Consider the following 15571-nt stretch of genomic DNA (forward strand, 5'->3'; position numbering starts at 1 on the left):
CGGTCGACGCGGCCGTCGCACGACGAACAGGAACGGTGGGGGCACGCACGATGCTGGAAGTGGTCAAGGGTTCGAAGACCGACCTGGCCGAGGATCGGTACACGGTCCGCGTGACCACGGCAGGTCAGCCGGGGATGGTCGACATCGCCGCGGTGCTGCTCGCCGACGACGGCAAGGTGCGTTCCGACGACGACTTCGTCTTCTTCAACAACCCGATGGCGCCGGGTGTCGCGCTCACCGCGGACGACAGCGTCTCGGTCGACCTGACCACGGTGCCGGCGGACATCCATCGGGTCCTGCTCACCGCCAGCACGGAAGCCCAGGGCATCGACTTCGGTGCGATCACGGGTCTGGCGGTCGAGGTGCACGGTACCTCCCAGACCTCCCAGCGGCTCCGCTTCACGCCGTCGAGTCTGTCCACGGAGACGGTGCTGCAGGTCGTCGCGCTGTACCGGCGGGGAACCGGTTGGCGGATGGACGCGATCGGACAGGGCTACAGCCAGGGCCTGGCGGCGCTGGCCGGTGAGCACGGCATCGACGTCGACGATCCCGGGACGCCGGCCGACGCCACCTCGGCGCCTGCGTCGCCGTCCGCGCCGCCCACTCCGGAGATCGCGGCGCCCGCCGCGGCCGCGGCACCACCGATCTCCTTCGAGAAGGTGAAGGTGGCGCTCACCAAGGAGTCGCCCGATCGGACCGCGCGGATCGACCTGAGGAAGGGGCAGGGGGATCCGAACTGGGTCCTGACCGTCGGCCTCGAATGGGACGGGCGCGGCGCCACCTACGACCGCAACGGCAAAGTGAAGAAGTACGGCACCGGGGACCTCGACGTGTACTTCTTCTGCCGCAACGAGGACACCGACGAGTACGTCGTCATCAGCGGCGACAAGGGGCACCAGGGGAGCCTCGAGCACTGGCCGTTCATCCACCACTACGGGGACAGCCAGGGTCCGGGCAAGGGCAAGAAGCCGGCCGTCGAGCAGGTGCGGGTGCTGCCCAACGAGAACGGCGACCTGCTGGTCAACATCTACCAGAGCGTCGACAACGGGGCGGGCGCCCTGGACGCCTTCGGTAATCCGCGCGTGGCGATCCGCTACGGCCGCGCCGGCAAGGACGGGCTGCCCGGCCCGGATGCCGACGAGATCCTCGTCTACGTCGGCAACAGCAAGAACTCGTTCTGGGCGACGGTCGCGCACATCGACGTGCAGGACGGGGTGCTCACCGTCGACGGCGAGACGCGCTACAGCCGCATCGGCAGCGAACGGATGCCCGGCCTGGACTCGAAGGGCAAGTGGGTGCGCAAGCCGTCCGGTGGTCCCACCGGGCGCAGCAAGAAGCGCAACGGCGGTCTCGGGCTGGACAAGTACAGCGGGAAGTGCCCGGCCTGATCCGGACGGTCGCTCCGGGTCGTCCGGGGCCGCGATCGTCGAATCCCCGACCCTCGGATGGGGATTCGGAGCGCGGCTCGTGTTTGATCGAGGTCGACGAGAGCAACTGAGGGAGGACGTTCGATGGCGGATACGAAGCAGGCCCGGCTCGATCTCGCGGCGGCCCGGCGCGCCGCGGACGCGGCGATCGATGCCGCGCGGCGGGACGGCAACCGGGTCAGCGTGACCGTCGTCGACGCGCGGGGAGACGATCTGCTGGTGGTGCGCGACGACGGCGCCGCATGGTTCACCCCCGGGGTGGCACGCGCGAAGGCCGCGACCTCGGCGCTGATCGGCATACCCACGACCGCCTACTCCGGGCTGGCCGACGCCCATCCCGCGCTGGTCGACCTGATCGATGCGCAGACCCAGCAGTCGCTGACGACGCTGCCCGGAGGCCTGCCCGTGAGCGTCGACGGGGAGGTCGTCGGCGGGATCGGCGTGAGCGGCGCGCAGCCGGAGCAGGACGTCGAATACGCGCAGGCAGGTGTCGCCGCGCGCTGACCGGCGCCCGGCGGGCACCGCGAAGGTCTCACCGTCACGGTCGACGCCGTGACGACCCTGATCCGCATCGGGTTGTGTGGGGGTTGTCCCGTAGGCTCCCGATGCAGCTTGGTTGACGAACCTCGGGAGTAACACGTGGCACAGAAGGTAATTGTCGAGCTCATCGATGATCTTGATGGTGAGCCCATCGACTTCGGTGGCGAGACCATCAGTTTCGCTGTCAACGGCGTCGAGTACACCATCGACCTCAATGACAAGAACGCCACCGAGTTCCACCGCAAGCTGGACTACTACATCCGCCATTCCACCAAGGTCGGCGGACGCCAGACGACCCGTGCCGCGAAGCCGACGACAGATGGGGCCAGCACCCAGGAGATCCGGGAGTGGGCCGCCCGCAACGGTTATGTGGTGTCGACCCGCGGCCGGATCTCGGGTGACATCGTCAAGGCGTACGCGGCCGCCCACTAGTCATGGCGACCGTCAGTAAGCGCAAGAAGGCGGCTGCCGCGCCCGAACCCGTGGTCGCGGAGCAGCTGGACGCGGCCACCCCCGCGGTGGTCGCCGCGGATTCGCCCGTGGCGGAACCGGACGCGGCGGGCGCCGACGATGCCGACGATGCCGCTGCCGACGAGGCGCGGGGTTCGGATACGTCCTTTTCCCACGGCGATCCGATCCGGGTGTTCCTGTACGACATCCCGAACGACGGTGGCGAGTGGACCGCCCGCTACGAGGCCGGGATCACGCGCATCCGCAGCAAGAAGGTGGGCCCCGGCGTCTACCTGGATCTGCTGCACCGGGTGTTCCCCAAGCACGAGGTCCTCGTCAAGGGTGAGCTGCTCAGCGTCAAGAGCCGGCCGCATCCGGACGACCCCAAGGTCCTCACCGAGGTCGCGCTGCTCGTCTACCTGGCCACCGAGGTGGCCCTGTTCAAGGCGTTCCTCGACTGGGCCGGACAGGATGTCGCGCCGATGCGGATCACGGGGGACAAGCTCGACGACGTGGCCCGCAAGATCCACACCGACCTCTACCGCATCCACCTCTTCAAGCAGCGGCTCGTCACGGCCGGCATCGAGGACCCCGCCGAACTCGACGAGGACGTCGCGCGGCCGCTCGAGGTCATCAAGAGCGAGATCGACGCCATCCAGGACCTGCGCGTCTCCGTCAAGCGCTACCGCGACCGGGTGGTGACGGCCAAGCGGGAACGCGTGGTCAAGGAGAGCCAGAACCTCGTCGGCAACATCGAGATGGCGACCTGGGACTCGGTGCAGCGGCGCGAGGAGATGGTCGTGATGCGCGAGTGGGTGGACAACCAGCAGCGTCTGCTGCCCGTCGTGCGGGCCGCGAAACTGACCTGACCCGACGCCCTCCCGTGGCTGGTGTCACGCACCCGAGGGTGGAGATCGCCACGCCTTCAATGTATGCTTGCCGACAAGCAAGTAAATTGGAGGTGGACGTTGACGAGCCTCTTCGACGACGACGAGGTCTCCCGGCTTCGTGTCGCACTCGGACGCATTTCCCGGCAGGTCGACCGGCAGACGTCCGGCGGTGAGCTGACCAAGACTCAGTTCTCGATCCTGACCACCGCGGTGCGCCGCGGGCCGATCCGGGCCAGCGAGATGGCCGAGATCGAGACCCTCAACCCGACGATGCTCTCGCGGATGATCGGCAAGATGGAGGCCGAGGGGCTGCTCATGCGCTCGGCCGATCCCGACGACGGCCGAGCCGTCGTCGTCGCCGCGACGCCCGCGGGGATCGCCCTGCACTCGCAGTTGCGGGACAAGCGGACCCAGTTGTTCGCCGAGTACCTCGCCCAACTCCCCGAGACCAAGACCCAGGATCTGCTCGACGCGCTGCCGGCCCTCGAGGCGCTCGGCGAACGGATGTGTCAGGCCCGGGCTACGGCCCGCTCATGACGGCCGCGGGAAAACTCGGACGTCAGACGTTCGCGGCACTCGCGAACCGCAACTTCCGCCGCTTCATCAGCGGCCAGGCCGTCTCGCTCATCGGCACCTGGATGCAGCTCGTCGCGCAGTCCTGGCTGGTCCTCGAACTCACCGGCTCGGGCACCGCGATCGGCCTGGTCGTCGCGCTGCAGACGCTGCCGGTCCTGCTGCTCGGGCCGTACGGCGGTGTCATCGCCGACCGCACCGACAAGCGACGGCTGATGATCGTGCTGCAGACGATGATGGGCGTCCAGGCCCTCGTCCTCGGCGTCCTCACGATCACCGGCACCGTCCAGTTGTGGCACGTGTACGTGCTCGCGCTGCTGCTCGGCCTCAACAACTGCTTCGAGAACCCGGCACGGCAGTCGTTCCTGCTCGAGATGGTGGGTCCGGCGGACCTGCGCAACGCCGTCAGCCTGCAGTCCACGCTGGTCAGCGCGTCGCGCATCGTCGGTCCGGCGGTCGCGGGTGTCACGATCGCGGCCGGCGGGCTGGGCGTGTGCTTCCTGCTCAACGCCGCCAGCTTCGTCGCGGTGGTGACGTCGCTGCTGCGACTGAACGTCTCCGAGCTGCACCGCTCGCCGCCGATGGAACGCGCCCGCGGCCAGCTCCGCGAGGGCCTGCGCTACGTCCGCGGCAACCGCAATCTCGCGGTGCCGCTGCTGATGATGGCGTTCATCGGATGCCTCGCGTTCGAGTTCCAGGTGGTGCTCCCGATCGTCGCCGATCAAACGTTCGGCGCCGGCTCCGAGGCGTACGGGTTCATGACGGCCGCGATGGGCATCGGCGCGGTGTGCGGCGGCCTGCTGGTCGCCACGTGGGGTCGCACCGGCACTCGCGTCCTGATCGTCGCGGCCGCCGCGTTCGGTTTCTCGCTGGTGGCCGCGGCCGCCGCGCCCACGCTGGCGGTGGAACTGATCGCGCTGGTGATCGTCGGCGCCGTCAGCATCGCGTTCAACTCCACCACCAACAGCACCCTCCAGCTCGAGGCCGAACCACAGATGCGTGGCCGTGTCATGGCGCTGTGGGCCACGGCGTTCCAGGGCTCGACGGCCATCGGAGGCCCCGTCGCCGGCTGGGTCAGCCAGGAGTGGGGCGGCCGGGCCGGGCTGCTGCTCGGCGCGATCACGTGTCTGGTCGTCGCCCTGGTCGCGGCGATCGTGATCGGCCGCGGCAAGAAGGTCACCGCCCAGGCGCAACCGATCCCCGAGGATCCGGAGGAACCGACCGCCCCGGCCCCCGCGATCGCCGAGGGCCCGGCGTCCACCGAGGCCGTCCGTTCGAAAGCGGCTTGACCTTCAAGCTGGTCGAGACTCCATGATGGCCCGATGAGCGAATTCGGAACGGACAGGTTGATCACGATCGGCGTGCTCGCGCGAGCGAGCGGACTGACACCGAGCGCGCTGCGCTTCTACGCCGACTGCGGGCTACTCGTCCCGGCCTGCGTCGATCCGTCGACCGGGTACCGGTACTACACCGAGGCCCAACGCGACCAGGCCACGATGATCCGCCGGCTGCGGGAGATCGCCGTCCCGCTGGACGTCGTGGCGCGGATCCTCGACGGGGTCGACGACGCCGGGCGCCTGCTCGACGCACACGTCCGCGCGCTGCGGGAGCGGGCCGACGCCGCCGCCGCGGTCGCCGAGTCCGTCCGACAGGCGCCGCCGCCGCGGCCCTCGGCGTCGATCTGCGCCGCCACGCTCGCCGATGCCATCGGGCAGGTGCGGGTCGCTGTGGCGTCGGATCCCGCGTTTCCGGTCCTGGCCGGGATTCTCGTGGAGGTGGGGGACGGGGCCGTCACACTCACCGCCACCGACCGATACCGCCTGTCGACGCGCAGCATCGCCTGCCCCGGCGCGGGTGATCCGTGGGCCGTCGTCGTGGCCGCCGCCGAGCTTGCCGCGCTCGGCCCGTGGCTGCGTGGGTGCCGGGACGTCGTCCTCCGATCCGGATCCGATCGCTTGGTCGTCGCCGCCGGCGATGACGAAAGACGATGCGCCACCATCGACGACGCGTTCCCCGACTACCGGGCGATGCTCACCGCCCTGCCCGCCGCGTCCACCCGGGTCGTCGTGTCCCGGGACGCCCTGCTCGCCGCGATCGAGGACAGTCCCGACGCGAGGATCCGGTGCACGATCGCCACCGACACCGTGGGGGTGTGTGTCGGCGAGGGCGAAACGCGCCTCACCGCCGAGGTGTCCGGCCCGGGCATCGAGGTGCACTTCGCGTCCGGCACCCTGCGCGCCGCGCTCGCCACGGCTGTCGGACCGGACGTCATGCTCGACCTCTCCGCCGCCGACCAGCCCGTCGTCATCCGCTCCGCCACCGTCGGCGACCTCACCACGCTCGCCATGCCCACTGCCCCGTAACTTCCACCGCGACAGGAGAACCGCGATGACCACGGACCTCACGACGGACGCGATCATCCGTGCCGTCACGCTCGGCCGCGACGGCGACCCGGACGCCGCCCGCGCCGATGCCCTCACGAATGACCGTGTCCGGCAACACCGCGCGGGTCTCGTGGTTCGCGGCTTCTATCCGTCGCTGCACCTCAATCTCGCCGACAACCTCCGGCAGCTCGGATCGTTCGACCAGGCGCGCGAGCATCGCGATGCGGCCGGTCGGTATTTCGACGCGCTCGGCGACGACGGGTACGGGGCGATGATCCGCACGGCCGTCGACGAGGTCGGCGTGGCCGTCACCGAACGTTCCGTCGAACCGAGGCCCTCGCACCCGTAGACCGCTGGACGTCGACACGGTTGCGTCAGGGCGTGTGCGTCGCTGTCGGTATCCAGTTGCCGTGGAATCCGGCCTCCGCGCAAACGGAAGACGCGGGATGAAAGACGAACTCCCCGATCGCCGATCGCCGATCGGGGATCGAAGTCGCGAGTGGCGGCCACGCCGCGGTCACGGTCCGTTCGGAGGCCAATGCCGCCAAGGGGGCGCAGTGGCCGGGCCACGTTGGCCGCGACGGCGCTTCGAACGTCGAACGTCACCGGCAGGTCGTAGACCACCACGTAGTCGCGACTCAGGGAGAAGGCGTGCATCATCGGACTGCCGCCGACGCGGATCGGGATCTTCTTCCGGAGGTGGCCGTCGGCGCCGATCACGTTGTACTGCACGGTGTTTCCCCTACCGAAGTGGTACGAAACCGCATGGAGCTCACCGGTTTCCGGATCCCCCGATGGGTGCGCTGTGTATCCGCCGCGAACGGTGCCGTCGAAGTCGCAGACATCGACAGTGTCGAGTTCCTCGGACAGTTCCACGCACGCCAGACCGCCCTCGACCAGGGCGAGCGTCTTGCCGGTGAACCCGATGACGTTCGTGTTCGCAGACGGTCCGTGCAGGGGTGATCGGCCGCGCTCGGAGGGGGCCAACCGTTGCAGGGTCGCCGACGTCGCTTCCGAGTCGACCCACCGGTTCCGGTACCACAGTGCCTGCCCGTCGCCGAGTCGGACGCCGTGAACCATGCCGTCGCCGGTGAACCAGTTGTATCCGGTCCGGAAGATCTTCCCGTGCGGGATACCTGCCAGACCGGTCCCGGCCGATCCGGCAGGCATCACCCGACGAGACCCGAGTCGGCGGCCACAGCAGCGGCGGGGCCGTTGCCGCGCTCGGAACCTCCAGACCGGTGGGCCGGAGCATGCGAGCGCGGCGTTCACCGAGACGCACCCCGTCTGGAACTCCAACGCGGAGGGACTCGCTCGCATTCGTCGTGTCCGGGAGCCCCGACCTCGTCCCACTCCTCGAACACGATGACCGGATCGGAGAACAGGGTGTCCACCAAAATGATTGAGAGTTTCGGCGCGGGCTGAGAACGAGTGGTGGGGGGCTCGCGGTGATTGCTCCAATGAGCCTGCCGCTCTCGAAAGTCTTGCTATCGTTCGCCTAATCCAGTTTCGAGATCTCGACGAAGAAGCCAGCTCTTTCGAGACCTGCGGAAGGTGGAGTGATGTGCACCAGGGTGATCTGGCCGGACGCCGCAGGGGCTGTGCTCGTCGGGCGAAATATGGACTATCACCGAGATACCGGAACGAACCTGTGGTCGCTTCCCCGGGGAATCAAACGTGATGACGGCGTCGGTGGTTCACTCAGCTGGGCCGCCGAATACGGCAGTGTCGTGGCCGGTGCGTTCGACATGATGACGGTGGACGGCATGAACGAGGCGGGGCTGGCGGGGCACGTCCTGTGGCTCGCGGAGTCCGAGTACGGCACCCATGACAAGTCGCGGCCGGCTCTGAGCATGGCGATCTGGCTTCAGTACTTCCTGGACAACTTCGCCACGGTGGCGGACGCCGCCGCGTGGATCACCGAGTCCGACGTTCAGGTTGTACCGCTCGGGGACCCGGCGACCGGCGAGGTGCCCGCGGTACACCTCGCGCTGGATGATGCGACCGGAGATTCGGCGATCATCGAGTACGTCGACGGCAAGGCCACCGTCTGGCACGACCGCGCCTATCGCGTGATGACCAATTCGCCGACCTACGACAAGCAGATCGAACTGCTCGAGGAGATCGACGGGTTCGGTGGGACCAGGCCCCTGCCCGGGACCACGCTCGCGACCGACCGGTTCGCCCGCGCCGCGTACTACGTGGGCCGGTTGCCCGAGCCCAAGACCGAGGTCGAGGCGGTCGCGGGAATGTTCAGCGTCATCCGCAATGCCGCCCAGCCTTTCCGCATCCCCGATCCCGACAAGCCGTATGCGTCGCAGACGATTTGGCAGACGGTTGCCGACCTGACCAACAAGCGGTTCGTCTTCGACTCGACGACACGGCCCAACATCGTGTGGGTGGACCTGGACAAGCTGGATTTCGGGGTGGGCGCGCCGGCGGGCAAGCTTGACCTGATGAGCGATACGGCGCTCGAGGGCGGACTCGCCGGCAACGTCACCGGCCGCTTCGCGGAAACGGCCCCGATGCAGTTCCTGACTCTGCCGTCCTGATCTTCAGGCTCGAACCCACTGCACGATCCCCGAGGGGTGCACCTATGGACACCGCTGATCAGCAGCCTGCCGTTCGTGTGACAACCGAGAGCGCGGACGAGGCGCTGCTGCGAGCGAGCTGGTTGCCGCTGATTCTCGTGTGTTTCACTGGTCTCGTCTCGGTGTTCAACGCGTCGGTGCTACCCATGGCGATCAGCGGCGTGGTCGAGGGCCTGGACACCACGATCTCGAACGTGCAGTTGGCGATCGTCGCGTACGGGGTGTTCGTTGCCGCCTTCACGGTCACGGGCGGCAAGATCAGCGGAGTCCTCGGTGCCAAGAACACCCAGCTGCTCGGCTTGACCGTCTACATCGCAGGCATGCTGATCTGTCTCCTGGCCCGGGATGTCTCGGCGCTGATCGCGGGCGAAGCGGTCGCGGGACTCGGTGGCGCGCTGCTCGTTCCCAACGCGCTGGCGATTCTCGGTCAGGCCTACTCCGGCACACAGCGCACCGTCGCTGTGTCGATCCTGGCGGGCAGCACGGGTATCGGTGCTGCGCTCGCGCTGTTGGTCGGTGGATTCCTCGTGCAGACCTGGGGCTGGCGGGCGCCCTTCCTCCTTCTGCTCGTTGTCATCGCGGGGACCATCGTCATCGCTTCCCGGGTGGTTCTGCCCCGGACTCCCTTCCGGGGCTCCATCGACAAGGCGAGTATCGCGCTGTCGGCGGTCGGTGTGCTCTTGTTGGTCGCGGCGATCAACCAGATCGGCGCATGGGGACTTCTCCTGGCCGCCGAGTCGGCGCCGGTGAGTGTGCTCGGCCTGTCGCCCGTGCTGGCATTTTTGCTGCTCGGCGTGCTGGTGCTGCATGTGTTCGCCGCGCGGCAGCATTCGCTCGTCGACGGTGGCAGGACGGCCCTGCTCGACCCCCAGGTGTTCGGGTCGGGGCTCAACCGTGCCTGCCTGATTGGTCTGGTCGCGGTGAACCTGCTGATGGCCGGCGTGAGTTACCTGTTGCCGTTGTACACCCAGATGGTATTGGGCAAGACGCCCGTGGGTTCGGCACTGATGCTGGTGCCGATCTCCCTCGCCGCGCTCGTCTCGGCGGCTGCGACACCGGTTCTGATGCGATTGTTCGCGTGCCGCTGGCTGTTGACCGGTGCCCATGTGCTCGCTGCCGCAGCCGTGATGCTGCTGGCACTGACCATTTCGAATCAGTGGTCGGGTGTGTGGACCGGGGTCAGCGAGGTGTGCCTGGGTCTCGGTATCGGAGTCGGACTGAGTGCGGGAAGTGCACTGCTCATGGAGACCAGCCCGCAGTCGCTCTCCGGAGAGATCGGCAGTGCTCGGGGTATGGCGAACTTCCTCGGACTCTGCACCGGTACTGCCGTCGCGGGAGCCGTGCTGATGTCCGTGCTCGCCCAATCCGCCTCGGGCCGTGTCGCTGACGACCCGGATCTGCGGTCCGACAGCAGAATCGAAGTGACCACCAGTTCGGTCAGCTTCGTCGCGAACGATGACCTCCGCGGCCGTCTCGCCGGACTGGACTTGACCTCGGCACAGCTCGACCGCGCGGTGGAGATCAACGTCGATTCCAGACTGGTCGCGCTGCGCGCGAGCCTGTTCGTGCTCGGACTTGCGGTATTGCTGCCACTCGTGACGTTCCGCCAACTGCCCACTCGACGGGAACAGTGAAGGGAAAAATGGAACAGGGCTGGCACCCACAGGGCGTGAGCGTTGTCGCGTGGGTGAGGGTGGTAGTTCCGGTCGAGTGGACGATCTCGTCCACCCCGGTCAGGCGTCGCTGACGTTTCCCGACGATCTACGGGTCGAACGAGGCATCGGTGACTCTCGATACTTCCCGCCAGGCTCACGCCCGGCGTGTCAGACCACGACCGGATCCACCGTTTCTCAGGCAGTCCCACTAGGCAGCCAACACCGCCGGCGCGGGCGGGGCGGTGTTGGTTCTGCTCGCGGTTCAGCTCGGCACGGCCACTTGTCTGGCGAAGTCGGGTCTATCAGATCAGGCCACCTCGAATGTCGAAGCGGCTGTGGGTCGCTGCTAACGGCAGCGCGTCAGGTAGTCGATCGGCGTCTGGGTAGTCGATCGAGGAGTCCATGTCGGGCTACAGCAGTGGCGGGACCGTTGCTGCGATCGGAACCTCCAGAACGGTGGGGCCGGAGCGTGCGAGCGCGGCCTTCACCGCGATCTGCACCTCGTCCACGGTCTCCGCTCGTTCGCCTGCGCATCCGTATCCCTCTCCGAGGGAGACGAAGTCGAGGGACGGGATGTCGAGTCCCGGCACTCCTGGCGTCTCCTCCAGCTTGGCGAACGCCTTGAGGATGGCGTACTCCTCGTTCCGAGGAACCACGTAGAGGATCGGTAGTTCGTGGGCGGCGGCGGTCCACAACGCCTGGATGGCGTACTGGAACGATCCGTCGCCTATCATCACCACCACCGGGCGATTGCGGCCTGAATCACGTTCCGCGAGACAGATACCCACACTGGCCGGCAGATTCCAGCCGAGGCTGCCGCTCGCGGCGGTGTAGAACGAGTCGGGCTTCTCGATGGGCCACGCGGTGTGCAACTCCGCGATGTTGGACGGCGACTCCTCCATCAGGACGGTGCCGTCGGGCACCACGGACCGGATCGCCTCGAACACCTCGAGCGCGGTCAGTGTCCCGCCCGCCTCGCCCGCCTCGGCGACAAGCGGCGCCGGATGCGGGGCCATGCGGTGCGGATTCACGGCGACGGGGCCACTCGGGGCCCGTTCCTCGACCCGCTCGAGCAAACCCTCGAGGGCCAGGACCGCATCGCACAGCAGACTGTCGCCGACCGGGGCCTTCCCTGCCTCGGCGGGGTCGTCGGTGACGTGCAGGAGTGACATGCCCTCCGGTAGATACTCTCCCGGAACGTACGGGTAGTAGCGGAACACCGGTGCCCCGATGACGATTCCGATGTCGTGGCCCGCCAGTCGTTCCGACAGGGGGCCGATGGCGAACGGCAGCCCGCCCCTGTACTTGGGGTGGTTCTCGGGGAACGGCGGGCGCTCCGAGGACGGTGCCGCCCACACGGGTGCACCGAGCTTCTCCGCCAGTGCCACCGCCTGTGCCCAGCCGTCCCCGCGCGCGATCGAGGAGCCGTAGATGAGCACCGGGTTCTTCGCGTCGGACAACCGGCGGGCGAACTCCTCGATTCGGTCGGGGTCCGGTCCGATCCGCGTCGTCACCGAGCGAAGCACCGGGGTGCTCGCCGCGGGTCGGTCCCAGTCGTCCAGCGGGATCGAGAGGAAGACCGGACCGGCCGGCGGCTGCATCGCCATCGCGTACGCACGCATGAACGCCGCGGGCACGTCCTCGGCGCGCACCGGTTGGTAGCTCCACTTGGCCCAGGGCTTCGTCAGCATTTCGGGCTCGACGTTGGTCAGCCACGGCTCCATCAGGAGCATTTCTCGCGTCTGGTTTCCGGCGGTCACGATGAGCGGGGTGTGATTCATCGCCGCAGTCATGATGTTGCTCATCGCGTTGGAAATGCCCGCCGATGTGTGCACGTTGACCAGCGCGGGGGAGCGGGTGGCCTGAGCGTAGCCGTCGGCTATGGCGACTGCTGAAGCCTCCTGCAGCGCCAGGATGTATCTGAAGTCGCTGGGCAGATCCTTCAGGAATGTCTCCTCGGTCGAACCTGGATTGCCGAATACCGTGGTAATTCCGAGTTTGCGCAGAAGATCGAACGTGACGTCGCGAATCGTACTCATTGAGATCCATCCTCCCCGTGGCCGCCCCGAAGCGGGGTTCGGTGATGTCCGGCTTGGTCTTGATGGGTTTTCGATCTGCAGTGCTCATCAGCCTTGTCGAGTGAATCATGGCCGGAGTGTTCCGATTCGGAAGTCGACGGATGAATCGACGGATGAATTCGATGCGGCGACGATGCGGGATTCTGAACACGAGGTCGACCGGGCCCGGCGTTTCGAGGCGGACGTGCGGGGCCGAGCGGCGCACCGGTGGTCGAGACCTCACCGGGCGGCGACGTAGCCGTGGTGCCTACCCCGTCGTGCTCATACGCTGTGCCGATGAAGAAGTGGTGGCTCATCGGTGGCGCGGTCGTGGTGGTGCTCGCAGGTGTTCCGGCGGGCCCCTGGATCTACGGTGAGTTCATCGCCGAGGACGACGCCCCGGCCGCGAGCGTGTCCACCGAGGGTGCACAGGCGGCGTCGGTTTCGGCGCGCGGGTCACTGTCGTCGGCGCCACCGACCAGGTGGCCGGGACCGCCGACGTCTCCGGTGAGAAGCTTTCCGGCGCCCAGGTGGTGGTCCAGGTGGCCGCCATCGCCACCGACAACTCGCGTCGCGACGGACAGTTCCGCGGCAACGTCATGGCCGCCGACACGTTCCCGACCGCGACGTTCACCCTCACGACGCCGGTCGATCCGGCCTCGCTACCCACCGACGGAACCGCCACCACCGTGAAGGCGGACGGGAGGCTGACCCTCGAGGACCAGACCCGGCCGGTGACCGTCGACGTGAAGGTCCTGCACGCCGGCGACAAACTGGTTGCGTCCGGCAGCGTCCCGGTCACGTGGTCCGACTACGGAATCACGCCGCCGTCACTGGGATTCGTGACCATCGACGACGCCGGCACGGTCGACTTCCTGGTGAGCATGGACCGCGCCTGACGATGCGACTGGGCGTCGGCGCCGATCCGACATCGTCCACGGCAGCAGGCCGCCGAGCGAGAGGATGAAGCCGACGCCGAGCCACTGAACCGGGTCGAGGCGTTCGCCGAGAACAAGGGCCGCGCTGACGATGCCGAAGATCGGTTCGAGAAGACCGATCATGCTCATCGCCACCGATCCCAGACGCCGCATCGCGTAGAACGCGCAACCGATTCCGACCGGATTGAGCAGTAGCCCCTGCACGACAGCGACGTGCCATACACCCTGTGGCACGGCGAAACTCTGGCTCGTCGCCACAGCGACGATTCCGGTTGTGATCGTCGCTCCGACGGTGACGAGCAGTGCCGCGTTGACAACTCCGACCGATCGTCCCCATTCTTCGCCCAGGACCAGATACACCGCGTATCCGGAGGCGCTGAGCAATGCCGCGCCGACACCGATCACCGTGATCGAGGACGACGCTGCACCGCCACCGGCGACGAGGCCGATCCCGCAGAGCATCGGCACACACAGCGCCACCGTCCACACGTTGACGCGTTGTCGGCGGGCCAGCCACACCAGCAGCAGCACGAACAACGGGTAGATGTGGACCAGCGCCAGCGCCACCTGGGCGCCGGTGGCTTGCACCGCCGCGAAGTAGGCCAGGATCTGGACTCCGAAGAGTGGACCGCACAGGAAGAGCAGCGCCGCTGCCGGTCGCCGGCTGATGCCCCGAAGGCGGCCGGTTCCGGCAGCGATCAACAGCAGCACCACGGAACCGCACACTCCCCGTAGGGTGACGAGGACGGACGGCGAGACTCCGTCGTGGTACGCGAGGACCGCGACCACGGGAGTCAGACCGTACGCCGCGGCGGACGCGAGCCCGGCGGCCCAGGCGCCTGTCCCTAGCGAACGCGATCCGGCGTTCACGGCGGCGCCTGGGCCTCGGCTCATCAGAGCTTCCGGGAAATGATGAGCCGCATGATGTCGGAGGTGCCTTCCTCGATCTCCTCGAGCTTGACATCCCGCATCCACTGCTCGACCGGGTACTCGCGCGAGTAGCCCCAGCCGCCGAGGGTCTGGACGGCGGCGTGGGTCACGAACATTGCGGTCTCGGACGCGGTCAGCTTGGCCATCGCTGCCAGCCCGGTGGTGTTCACGCCCGCGTCGATCGAGCGCGCGGCGTGATGGACCATGAGCCGTGACGCCTCGATCCGGGTTGCCATGTCCGCCAGTCGGAATGCGACGGCCTGGTGCTCAATGATCGGCTTGCCGAACTGCTTGCGGGTGCGGGCGTACTCGAGCGCGTACTCGTAGGCGGCGCGGGCAGCTCCCACGGCGGCCGCACCGAGGACGATTCGTGAGATGTCGAAGGTCTCCATGAGACCGTAGAAGCCCTGGCCCTCGTCGCCGAGCCGGTTCTCCTCGGGGACGAACACATCGTCGAAGAACAGCTCGCGGCAGACGATCGCACGCTGCCCCATCTTCTTCATCGGTTCACCCCATGTGAAGCCGGGCGTGTCCTTGGTGAGCAGGAATGCGGTGACGCCCTTGGACCGTTCGTTGCGATCGGTCTTGGCGAACACCACGTACTGGTCGGCAGCGCCCGCATTGGAGATCCACGCCTTCTGGCCGTTGATCCGGTACCCGCCGTCCACGCGGGCGGCGGTGGTGATGATCGACGCGGCGTCCGAGCCCGAGCCGGGCTCGGTGGTGGCCAGCGCCGTCATCAGCGGATTGGTGCCGGTGAGCGGCCGCAGCCACTTCTCCTTCTGCTCGGCGGTGCCGAGTGCCATCAGGGGGTCGGAGAAGAAGCCGTTGGAGCACACCAGGTTTCCGATGCCGGGGTCGCCCCAGCAGAGCTCCTCCTGCACCAGGCACTGCGTGAACACGTCGGTCATGCCGCCGCCACCGAACTCCTCGGCGATCATGAAGTCGGTGATGCCGACCTGGGCGGCCTTGGCGAAGATGTCGACGGGCGTGACCACGTCGGCCTCGTCGACCTCGCGGCCGCGCGGGCGGATCTCCTTCTCGGCGAAATCACGGCAGAGCTTGACGATCTCGCGCTGCTCGACGGTGAGCGGCCACGGATCGAACTGGGTGCTGGTCATGGGGAGCCTCTTTCG

At 67.8% G+C, this 15571-nt stretch carries 13 protein-coding genes and 2 pseudogenes; 11 read left to right on the plus strand and 4 right to left on the minus strand.

What is annotated here, in order from left to right; all coding sequences use genetic code 11:
• The first annotated feature begins 50 nt into the window (after positions 1-50).
• The 8 genes from AB4Z09_RS23510 (at position 51) to AB4Z09_RS23545 (ending at position 6613) form a co-directional block, all read left to right on the plus strand.
• Entirely contained in the window at positions 51-1388 is a 1338-nt protein-coding gene (locus AB4Z09_RS23510; protein ID WP_442240803.1) for a TerD family protein, read from the plus strand.
• Between the two features lie 123 nt (positions 1389-1511).
• A complete protein-coding gene (locus AB4Z09_RS23515) occupies positions 1512-1931 on the plus strand; it encodes a GlcG/HbpS family heme-binding protein (RefSeq protein ID WP_442240795.1) in 420 nt (139 codons plus the stop codon).
• A 135-nt stretch (positions 1932-2066) separates the two neighbouring features.
• A complete protein-coding gene (locus tag AB4Z09_RS23520; RefSeq protein ID WP_114723824.1) occupies positions 2067-2399 on the plus strand; it encodes a histone-like nucleoid-structuring protein Lsr2 in 333 nt (110 codons plus the stop codon).
• A 2-nt stretch (positions 2400-2401) separates the two neighbouring features.
• Positions 2402-3286: a hypothetical protein gene (locus AB4Z09_RS23525; RefSeq protein WP_442240796.1), complete on the plus strand. Its 885-nt coding sequence runs from the start codon at positions 2402-2404 to the stop codon at positions 3284-3286.
• Between the two features lie 99 nt (positions 3287-3385).
• The gene (locus AB4Z09_RS23530; protein WP_114723826.1) at positions 3386-3844 is read left to right on the plus strand and encodes a MarR family winged helix-turn-helix transcriptional regulator; all 459 of its coding nucleotides are present in this window, start codon (positions 3386-3388) and stop codon (positions 3842-3844) included.
• Positions 3841-5169 (plus strand): MFS transporter, encoded by a 1329-nt coding sequence (locus AB4Z09_RS23535; RefSeq protein ID WP_114723876.1) that lies wholly within the window; start codon positions 3841-3843, stop codon positions 5167-5169. The genes AB4Z09_RS23530 and AB4Z09_RS23535 overlap by 4 nt, the downstream gene beginning before the upstream one ends.
• Before the next feature lie 33 nt (positions 5170-5202).
• Positions 5203-6243 carry a MerR family transcriptional regulator gene (locus AB4Z09_RS23540; protein WP_174907612.1) on the plus strand — a complete coding sequence of 347 codons (1041 nt, stop codon included), beginning with the start codon at positions 5203-5205 and terminating at the stop codon, positions 6241-6243.
• Between the two features lie 25 nt (positions 6244-6268).
• Entirely contained in the window at positions 6269-6613 is a 345-nt protein-coding gene (locus tag AB4Z09_RS23545; protein ID WP_174907614.1) for a hypothetical protein, read from the plus strand.
• A 182-nt stretch (positions 6614-6795) separates the two neighbouring features.
• Here AB4Z09_RS23545 and AB4Z09_RS23550 read toward each other — a convergent pair.
• Positions 6796-7368, minus strand: a pseudogene (locus AB4Z09_RS23550) (carotenoid oxygenase family protein); the annotation flags it as partial.
• 458 nt (positions 7369-7826) lie between these two features.
• Between AB4Z09_RS23550 and AB4Z09_RS23555 the strand changes: the two are divergent.
• Both AB4Z09_RS23555 and AB4Z09_RS23560 read left to right on the plus strand, forming a co-directional pair.
• On the plus strand, positions 7827-8816 hold the full coding sequence (locus tag AB4Z09_RS23555) for a linear amide C-N hydrolase (RefSeq protein WP_174907617.1): 990 nt from the start codon (positions 7827-7829) through the stop codon (positions 8814-8816).
• Positions 8817-8893: 77 nt separating this feature from the next.
• Positions 8894-10489 (plus strand): MFS transporter, encoded by a 1596-nt coding sequence (locus tag AB4Z09_RS23560; protein ID WP_442240797.1) that lies wholly within the window; start codon positions 8894-8896, stop codon positions 10487-10489.
• Positions 10490-10920: 431 nt separating this feature from the next.
• On the opposite strand, the gene mdlC is transcribed toward AB4Z09_RS23560, so the two are convergent.
• Positions 10921-12549, minus strand: a complete 1629-nt coding sequence (gene mdlC / locus AB4Z09_RS23565; protein WP_174907622.1) for a benzoylformate decarboxylase — start codon at positions 12547-12549, stop codon at positions 10921-10923.
• A gap of 315 nt (positions 12550-12864) precedes the next feature.
• On the opposite strand from mdlC, the pseudogene AB4Z09_RS23570 reads away from it, so the two are divergent.
• Positions 12865-13466: pseudogene (locus tag AB4Z09_RS23570) on the plus strand (YceI family protein).
• On the opposite strand, the gene AB4Z09_RS23575 reads toward AB4Z09_RS23570, so the two are convergent.
• Both AB4Z09_RS23575 and AB4Z09_RS23580 read right to left on the minus strand, forming a co-directional pair.
• On the minus strand, positions 13398-14399 hold the full coding sequence (locus AB4Z09_RS23575) for a DMT family transporter (RefSeq protein WP_174907624.1): 1002 nt from the start codon (positions 14397-14399) through the stop codon (positions 13398-13400). The pseudogene AB4Z09_RS23570 and the gene AB4Z09_RS23575 overlap by 69 nt on opposite strands.
• Positions 14399-15556: an acyl-CoA dehydrogenase family protein gene (locus tag AB4Z09_RS23580; RefSeq protein WP_442240798.1), complete on the minus strand. Its 1158-nt coding sequence runs from the start codon at positions 15554-15556 to the stop codon at positions 14399-14401. Before AB4Z09_RS23580 ends, AB4Z09_RS23575 begins: the two co-directional genes overlap by 1 nt.
• Positions 15557-15571 lie beyond the last annotated feature (15 nt).

It is taken from the genome of Rhodococcus sp. TAF43, assembly GCF_052113525.1.
In the GTDB taxonomy this organism is placed as follows: Bacteria; Actinomycetota; Actinomycetes; order Mycobacteriales; family Mycobacteriaceae; genus Prescottella.

What these genes read in the sequence shown, in the direction of transcription:
- AB4Z09_RS23555 (WP_174907617.1), top strand. Translation starts at nt 7,827, where the DNA reads ATGTGCACCAGGGTGATCTGGCCGGACGCCGCAGGGGCTGTGCTCGTC.
- AB4Z09_RS23510 (WP_442240803.1), top strand. Translation starts at nt 51, where the DNA reads ATGCTGGAAGTGGTCAAGGGTTCGAAGACCGACCTGGCCGAGGATCGG.
- AB4Z09_RS23580 (WP_442240798.1), bottom strand. Translation starts at nt 15,556, where the DNA reads ATGACCAGCACCCAGTTCGATCCGTGGCCGCTCACCGTCGAGCAGCGC.
- mdlC (WP_174907622.1), bottom strand. Translation starts at nt 12,549, where the DNA reads ATGAGTACGATTCGCGACGTCACGTTCGATCTTCTGCGCAAACTCGGA.
- AB4Z09_RS23540 (WP_174907612.1), top strand. Translation starts at nt 5,203, where the DNA reads ATGAGCGAATTCGGAACGGACAGGTTGATCACGATCGGCGTGCTCGCG.
- AB4Z09_RS23575 (WP_174907624.1), bottom strand. Translation starts at nt 14,399, where the DNA reads ATGAGCCGAGGCCCAGGCGCCGCCGTGAACGCCGGATCGCGTTCGCTA.
- AB4Z09_RS23545 (WP_174907614.1), top strand. Translation starts at nt 6,269, where the DNA reads ATGACCACGGACCTCACGACGGACGCGATCATCCGTGCCGTCACGCTC.
- AB4Z09_RS23535 (WP_114723876.1), top strand. Translation starts at nt 3,841, where the DNA reads ATGACGGCCGCGGGAAAACTCGGACGTCAGACGTTCGCGGCACTCGCG.
- AB4Z09_RS23515 (WP_442240795.1), top strand. Translation starts at nt 1,512, where the DNA reads ATGGCGGATACGAAGCAGGCCCGGCTCGATCTCGCGGCGGCCCGGCGC.
- AB4Z09_RS23525 (WP_442240796.1), top strand. Translation starts at nt 2,402, where the DNA reads ATGGCGACCGTCAGTAAGCGCAAGAAGGCGGCTGCCGCGCCCGAACCC.